Raw genomic sequence first — 7,438 nt, 5'->3', positions numbered from 1 at the left:
GGAAAATTACTCTCATCAAGCAGTAAAGGAGACTTTCATGTTTGCAAGAAAACAATTTCGGGGCATTGCGGTTTTTACTTTATTCATCTTCACCTGTTTTGTATTGACTTTGGACTATTCCTATAGCCAGGAAGAAAACCCATTGCTCAAGGCCCAGGGGTTATACAAGCAGGGGGATTTCATCGATGCGGTAAAGGTGCTGGAAGTTTTTATAGAAAAGAATAAAAACAATGAGACCGAACAGAAACGGCTGGCCGAGGCCAACTACTTGCTGGCAAAAATGTACTACGAGGCGGGAGATGACAGCCAGGTCGAAATGAATCTGGCCAAGGCCCTCCAGGCCGATCGCGGAGTCGGCAGGGACGAAGCGGTTGAATCGTTCAAGAGCATTGTCGATAGATTGCGCAAGGCCCTGCCTGCCACCGAACCGCACGCCGGTGATGTGAAGAAGATCATAGTCAACGGCGTGGATTTCGAAATGGTCTGGATCCCGCCGGGCGAGTTCCTGATGGGCTCGTCGCCGCTGGGGGTAATGGGAAAGAACAACCATGACGAAGTCCCCCAGCACAAAGTGGCGATCAGCAAAGGGTTCTGGTTGGGGAAATTCGAAGTCACTCAACGCCAGTGGGATGTTGCCGGCAACCCCCTAAGTTATTTTAAAAACGTCGGCCCAAATGCCCCGGTGGAGATGGTTTCATGGACTGATTGCCAGAAATTCATTAAAAAGCTGAATGCAAAATCGGGTTCGCTTTTCCGCTTGCCGACTGAGGCCGAATGGGAGTACGCCTGCCGGGCGGGAGCGACCGTCGAATCCACTGGAAATTTTGATATTTTTGCCTGGTACATTCGAAATTCGGGTGGTTCCACTCACCCTGTGGGTCAGAAGCATCCCAATGCTTTTGGCTTGTACGACATGCTGGGCAATGTCTGGGAATGGTGCGAGGACTGGTATTCCAGGATTTATTATCAGAATAGCCCTGCCATCAATCCGCCGGGGCCGCTTGTGGGTAGCAAACGCGTAAATCGGGGCGGCAGCTACTATGAACTTGAGCCGCGTGTTTGCAACGCCTATCGCAACAGTGATTATCCCGATTACCGCTCTTACCGCCTTGGCTTTCGCCTGGCGAGGACGGGTGAATAACCTTGTGCTTTTTTGCTTTTTTACCTTTTGCTTGTTTTTATCCAGTTTCCGGCCAAGCCACAGCCATTTCCGAGCCACTCTGGAGGCGGCCCTCAGAATCTGGGGATCCAAACTGGCCGTCAAACTGCAGGTGCGTAACTGGCGCAGCAGCGCCCCGATCCCCCTCAACGAATTGAAATCATTTTACGACTTGATCCCGGCCGGCGTCGAGCGCCTCTGCTTCGCCGCCGTTGATTCGGAGGACATCCCCCTTATCGCGCGGATCTTCGGCAAATAAGCGTACAGGTTTTTCTCGGCGGCAAAAATCGTTTGCAAACTCCCTTGCTTTTTTTTACAATGTGGCCGACAAGGAGGCGTAATCATGAAAAAATTAGTCATATTGATATTGCTCGTGGCGGCGGGGTATTTCGCCTACCAGAAATTCGTGGTCGGCGGCATGAGCGACGAGCAGAAGCAGGTCCAGGCCCTGGCCGACGAGTTCCAGGCTGCCAGGCAGCGCATGGGCCAGGCAGAGCGCGCGGCGGCGGTGGGGGGACTGGATATGACCAGCGATGCCGATGACGCCATGCACGCGGTCGGATTGCTGCAGGAGAAGCTCCAGGCGCTCCAGGAAAAATTGACCGAGGACAAGGCCATCGCCATGGCCGAAAAGCTCTCCGGCGAGCTGAGCGCTTTCCTGGCCAGGAAAAACAAGTAAGGCAAGTGCAGCGTGGCTTGCTTTCCCTTCCGCATAGGGGGGAAACCACGCCGTGCTGCCATGCCGCTCCGGATTGAAAACACGTTTCAGTTAATTTAAAATCAATTACCAAACTGGAGGTGTCACATGAGCAGCCGTAGAGATTTTCTATTTAAAGCTATCGGCGGAACGGCCGCGGCCGGGTTGCTGGGCAAGACGGGATTGAAACTGAACGCCCAGTCCCACAAGGGGACGGGCGTAGCCGCCCAACCTCTTACCCGCACCCTGGGCCGGACGGGATTGAAGCTCCCGGTCGTCTCCATGGGGGTGATGAACGCCGACAACCCGGCGCTGGTCAAGCGCGCCTTCGAGCTCGGTATGCGCCTTTTCGACACCGCCTGGGGCTACCAGCGCGGCAAGAACGAGGAGATGCTCGGCGGCGTGCTCAAGGAACTGAATGCCCGCGACGCGGTGATCATTGCCACCAAGGTTCCGCCGGGCAAGCCCGAGATGATGGACCAGATGGGGGACAAGCTGATCGAGGAGGAATTCCTGGCGCGCTTCGACCAGTCGCTGGCCCGGCTGCAGACCGACCACGTGGACATCCTGTACATCCACAACGTCAGCGAGCCGGCGATGCTGCAGCGCCCCGGCTTGCTGGCGGCGATCGACAAGGCGAAAAAATCGAAGAAAGCCCGCTTCGTCGGCTTTTCCACCCACCGCGGCATGGCCGAGTGCCTGGAATTCGCGGCCAAGGACGGCCGCTTCGATGTCGTTCTTACTTCGATCAATTACTCGATGTACGATTACAAGGAGCTGCTGGAAGCGATGCAAAAAGCCGCCGCCGCCGGCATCGGCTTGGTGGCTATGAAGACCCAGTGCAAGCAATCCTGGTACCGCGACAGCGGGCCGGAAAACCTCAAGAGTTTCTATGACGGTACGCTGATCAACTCCGCCCTGCTCAAGTGGGCCTTGCGGCTGGAATCGGTAACCACCGCCGTTCCCGGCTTCACCACCTTCGAGCAGCTCGAGGCCGACTGGCCGGTGGCCTTCAATCTCGAATACACTCCGGAGGAGGTCAAGTTTCTTGCGGACCGCAACGTCCGCCTGGCCATGGGCGGCGTCTGCCGCCAGTGCGGCAGCTGCTCCGGCACCTGCCCGTCCGGGGTCGACGTGCCGGCCCTGTTGCGGGCGCACATGTACGCCGCCGACTACGCCAATTTCTTCGAGATGCGCCGGGCCCTGGACGAGATCCCGGCCGGACGGGGGCTGAAGTCCTGCGCCGATTGCGGGAAATGCCGGGCCGTTTGCGGGCGCGGCGTCCAAATCTCGCGCCGCCTGGAGGAGCTGAAGGCTATTTTCGCCTGAGTCCCGGCAGCGCGGCGAGCGCCTTCGCCAAAGGCGGATAGAGGACCTTCTCCTCGGTGACGATGGCCGTGATCAGTGAAGCCGGGGTGATGTCGAAGGCGGGATTGAAAACGCGGGTCTCCGGCCGCGCCGTCATCTGGCCGCGGAACTGGGTGACCTCACTCGGGTCCCGCTCCTCGATCGGGATGTTGTCCCCGTCGCGGGTCTGGATGTCGATGGTGGACAAGGGGGCGGCCACGTAAAAAGGAATGCCATGATGGCTGGCCAGGACGGCCAGCGCGTAGGTGCCGATCTTGTTGGCGGTGTCGCCGTTGGCGGCGATGCGGTCGGCGCCGACGATCACCGCCTGGACCATCCCTCTCTTCATGACCAGCCCGGCCGCGTTGTCGGTGATCAGGGTGACTGGGATGCGATCGCGCTGCAGCTCCCAGACGGTCAGCCGCGCCCCCTGCAGGTAGGGGCGGGTTTCGCCGGCGATCACCCGGATATCCTTTCCGTTCTCCACGGCGGCGCGCACAATCCCCAGGGCCGTGCCGTAACCGCCCGTGGCCAAAGCCCCGGCGTTGCAATGGGTGAGCACCGTGCTGCCGCTTGGCAGCAGCTCCTGGCCGTTTTCGCCGATGCGGCGGTTGATGGCCACGTCCTCCTCGTCCATGGCGATGGCGGCGGCGATCAGTTTTTCGCGCAGCCGCGAAAAATCGCTCCGGTTCTCGCGGAAGACCTTTTCCATGCACGCGGCCGCCCAGAAAAGGTTCACCGCCGTCGGCCGGGTAGCGGTGATGGCGGCCACGATCTCCTTGAATTTTTCTTCTAAAAAAGCGGGGTCCTTGATCCTGGGGTTGTCCTGCAGCTCGGCCATGCCTAGGGCGATGCCCATGGCGGCGGCGATGCCGATGGCCGGGGCGCCGCGGATGACCATCTCCTTGATGCTCTTGGCCACCTCCAGGTGGCTGCGGTGGACGATGAATTTTTCTACGGCCGGCAGCTGGCGCTGATCGAGCATGACGACGGCGCCATCCTTCCATTCGATGACCGGGTACATGGTTGTTCTCCTTGTTTGGGTCGCCATATATTATATTTGGTTCTGGGCTTAGTGGCAAGGGGAAGGTTGAGTGACTGTAACAACGAAGATGGCTCGGTGTAAGGTGCGCGGTAGCTCTGCCTGGGTAGGGAACGCAAATTTGCGTTCCCTACAAAAGAGGATTTCTATTAACTTTATTTGGGATTTGCAATTTGTGGTTTGGAATTTTATTTTTTCGCTAAAATCATCTTTAAGCGCTTGTTTTTATTTGAAAATTATGGTACTTTAGCAAGGTAAAATTCATGAGCTGGACTTTGAAAAACTGCTATGAAAAAATATGGTCTAGTGCATCGTTTAAATAGATTTTGCCGTCTAATTAGTAATGAATGTCATAAACAAGGGAGGCTTGCATGAAGAAACTACGCGCGCTGGCGCTGATCGTATTTTTGACCGGTTCGTTCGTCTGGGCCCAGAACATGGAGAATGCCGGCATTGACTACACCACGGCCCTGGCCAAGGCGAGCGTCGGCGAGCGCATCGCCGCCCTGGAAGCCTACATCAAGAACTACCCCGACCCGGCGCAGAACGTCTTTACCAAGCTGGCCTATTACTGGCTGACCGTCAACTACCACAACAACAAGAACTACGACAAGGCCATCCGCAACGGCGAAAAGGCCATGGCCCTAGGCGGCCTGGAAGCCAAGCTGGAGGCGACCGTCTACCTGATCATGGGCAGCTCGTTCGGGGTCAAGTCCTATTCCGGCTACAGCCTGGAGAAAGCGCTGAAATGGGCCGACAAAGCCCTCGATTTTACCCAGAAAAACGACGTCGCCGACATCGCCAAGGATGCGCAGGCTCTGAAGAACGAACTGACCGGAGCCGCCGCCAAGCCGGCCAAAGAATTGACCAGCCTGGAAAAGATCGGCGTGCTCTACACCCAGAAAAAATATGAAGAGGCGATCAGCAAGTTCAATACCTTCTCCGAAAGCGAAAAAACTGATGAAAAAATATTCGAAATCTACGCCCGCTCGCTGGTGGCCGCCAATAAACTGGAGGCCGCGGTCAAGGAATTCAGCGAAGCCTACGCCAAGAACCGCAAGGCGATCAATGCCGAGCGCCTGGGCAACATTTACCTGGAAAAAGCCAAGAAAGACAAGAAATTCTACGACCAGGCCATCAACTACTATATCGAGGCAGGGCTCCTGTACCAGAAGGAAACGAACGCCACCCGCCAGGCGGCCCTGCTCAAGAATGCCCAGTTCTGGCTGTTCGAAAAATATGATTTCAACGCTCGGATCAAGAAGTACAACGCCACGGTGAAGCCGGTCAAGCCGGTGGTCAGCAATGACAAGGAAATAAAGAAGCTGGAGCGCGATTACGACAAGCTGGAAAGGCAGCTGAACGAGACTTACGGCGATGTCGAAATGCCCGGCTACGAGCAGGAAAAGCTCGACAAGATCCAGGAGCAGATCGACAAGCTGAAGGCGGGAAGCGCCAAACCGGCAGCCGACGACCCCAACGCCGCTGCCGCCGCCGAATTGCTGAAGGAACAGCAGCGTATCGAGGCGGAGTTCAAAACCCTCACTGCCCAGGCCAAGCAGAAATTAGGGCTTTAATTGCAATAAAAAGACTTGGTTTAGGGCGAACGGCGTACGGTTGAGGGTGAAGAAGAGGATTATCTTGAACCTTAAACCTTACGCCTTAAACCTTACGCCGATTTCCGGCTAGGACATAACCAGGGTTATATCCAGCTTGCCGATGTCGATCTTGCGCAGGCTGAGAAACGCTTTCAGGTGGAAGTAGAAGAGGACGAACAGCAGGTAAAAGGCGATATTGGGACCGGGAAGCACGGCGATGAAGGCGCTGAAGGGCATGAGCAGCAGTTCAACGACCACGTAGGCCATGCGCCTGTTTTTTTTATGCCGCAGCCAGTGCTCCAGCAGGTCGCGGACCTGGCCGATGTCGATCTTTTCCCGTGTTTTAATGATGATCCGGTAGCTCGGCATGTGGCCCATCACCTTTTGCTTGGAGATATAACGCATCAGCCCCGGCAGGTTCTCCTTGAGGATGCGCAGCCCCTTGCCGACCAGCTTGCGTTCCGAGGTCAGCTCCGGGAAAGAGTGTAATGCCAATTTTCGCTTGGCTGCCGATACGATCTCTATCTCAATTTGCTGCATGTTGCGCCGATAGTCCATGATTATAACCGAAGCAAAATATTTGGCAAGGGGAAAAATCGTCGCGCCGTGATTTTTTTTGAACCGGAAGCGCCTTTTTCTCGTTTATACTATCTAAGGGTCACCCTTTCAAGGAGGTCTGATGAAAAAACTATACCGCAGCCGTCAAAATCGCATGATCGGAGGTGTTTGCGGCGGCATCGCCGAGTATTTCAATATCGACCCGGTGATCGTGCGCATCGTCGCCGTCGCCTTTTTTTTCATGGGCGGATCGGCTTTGCTGGCCTATATCATCGGTCTGATCGTCATTCCCAATGAGCTGATTTTCATCGGCGCTATTTTTCTGCTGCACAACATCCCTTTTTTCCATCCCTATTACTGGCGGGTGTGGCATTTTGCCCGCAATTTCTTCTGGCCCTCGCTGCTGATCGCCCTTGGCCTCTTTATCATCGCCAGAGGTTGGAAGAAGTAAAAAAAATATTGTTTGAAGTTGAAAAAATGATGTAGGGGCGACCGGCCGGTCGCCCTTACAAATTCCAAATTCCAATTCTTTTTTGGTTGACAAACGCCCAAATCCATACTATTATTGAAAAGGCGAACAAAAGACGAACAAATGCTGACCAAAAAACAAAAAATTTTCATGGAAAAGATCAGGAGTTTGAGCCGCCGCAACGGTGTTTTCCCCACCGTGCGCGAAATCGCCCGCGCCACCGGGCTCTCGTCGCCGGCGACCATTCACGCCTACCTTGGCCGCCTGCAGGCCAGGGGAGTTTTGCTCAAGGAGGGCAGGGCCTGGGAACTGGCTGGCGAGCGCCTGGTTGTGCCGCTGGTGGGCATGGTCCCGGCCGGCTCCCCGCTGGAAATATTCGAAAGCCTGGGCGACGAGGTGATACTGCCCGAGTGGCTGGCCGAAAAGGGCGGCGACATCGTGGCCTTCCGCGTGCAGGGCCAGAGCATGGAGGACGCCTACATCCAGGACAACGACCTGGTTTTGATCAAGAAAACCAGCCAGGCCGATCCCGGCCAGATGGTGGTGGCGCGCCTGGCCGACGGCTCGA

The 7,438-nt window shown here is 56.2% G+C and carries 8 protein-coding genes and 1 pseudogene; 7 read left to right on the top strand and 2 right to left on the bottom strand.

Going from position 1 to position 7,438, the window contains the following annotated elements:
• From NTW95_01820 to NTW95_01805, 4 genes are all read left to right on the top strand, one after another.
• On the top strand, positions 1-1,141 hold a 1,141-nt coding region (locus NTW95_01820; protein MCX6556162.1), incomplete at its 5' end, for an SUMF1/EgtB/PvdO family nonheme iron enzyme.
• 31 nt (positions 1,142-1,172) lie between these two features.
• Positions 1,173-1,418 carry a hypothetical protein gene (locus NTW95_01815; protein ID MCX6556161.1) on the top strand — a complete coding sequence of 82 codons (246 nt, stop codon included), beginning with the start codon at positions 1,173-1,175 and terminating at the stop codon, positions 1,416-1,418.
• A gap of 84 nt (positions 1,419-1,502) precedes the next feature.
• Positions 1,503-1,838, top strand: a complete 336-nt coding sequence (locus tag NTW95_01810; protein ID MCX6556160.1) for a hypothetical protein — start codon at positions 1,503-1,505, stop codon at positions 1,836-1,838.
• 126 nt (positions 1,839-1,964) lie between these two features.
• The gene (locus tag NTW95_01805; GenBank protein MCX6556159.1) at positions 1,965-3,185 is read left to right on the top strand and encodes an aldo/keto reductase; all 1,221 of its coding nucleotides are present in this window, start codon (positions 1,965-1,967) and stop codon (positions 3,183-3,185) included.
• Here NTW95_01805 and mtnA read toward each other — a convergent pair.
• Complete coding sequence (gene mtnA / locus NTW95_01800) at positions 3,172-4,227, bottom strand: S-methyl-5-thioribose-1-phosphate isomerase (GenBank protein ID MCX6556158.1); 1,056 nt, start codon at positions 4,225-4,227, stop codon at positions 3,172-3,174. The genes NTW95_01805 and mtnA overlap by 14 nt on opposite strands.
• Before the next feature lie 389 nt (positions 4,228-4,616).
• Between mtnA and NTW95_01795 the strand changes: the two genes are divergently transcribed.
• The gene (locus NTW95_01795) at positions 4,617-5,822 is read left to right on the top strand and encodes a hypothetical protein (GenBank protein MCX6556157.1); all 1,206 of its coding nucleotides are present in this window, start codon (positions 4,617-4,619) and stop codon (positions 5,820-5,822) included.
• 108 nt (positions 5,823-5,930) lie between these two features.
• Here NTW95_01795 and NTW95_01790 read toward each other — a convergent pair whose 3' ends face one another.
• Entirely contained in the window at positions 5,931-6,401 is a 471-nt protein-coding gene (locus NTW95_01790; protein ID MCX6556156.1) for a hypothetical protein, read from the bottom strand.
• Positions 6,402-6,519: 118 nt separating this feature from the next.
• On the opposite strand from NTW95_01790, the pseudogene NTW95_01785 reads away from it, so the two are divergent.
• A pseudogene (locus NTW95_01785) lies at positions 6,520-6,699 on the top strand (PspC domain-containing protein).
• A 321-nt stretch (positions 6,700-7,020) separates the two neighbouring features.
• The coding region (locus NTW95_01780) for a repressor LexA (GenBank protein MCX6556155.1) at positions 7,021-7,438 on the top strand (418 nt) is incomplete at its 3' end.

The organism is Candidatus Aminicenantes bacterium (assembly GCA_026393795.1).
Classification (GTDB): domain Bacteria; phylum Acidobacteriota; class Aminicenantia; order UBA2199; family UBA2199; genus UBA2199.
The sequence above is the reverse complement of the archived record's forward strand: the minus strand, read 5'-3'. Positions and strand labels throughout refer to the sequence as shown.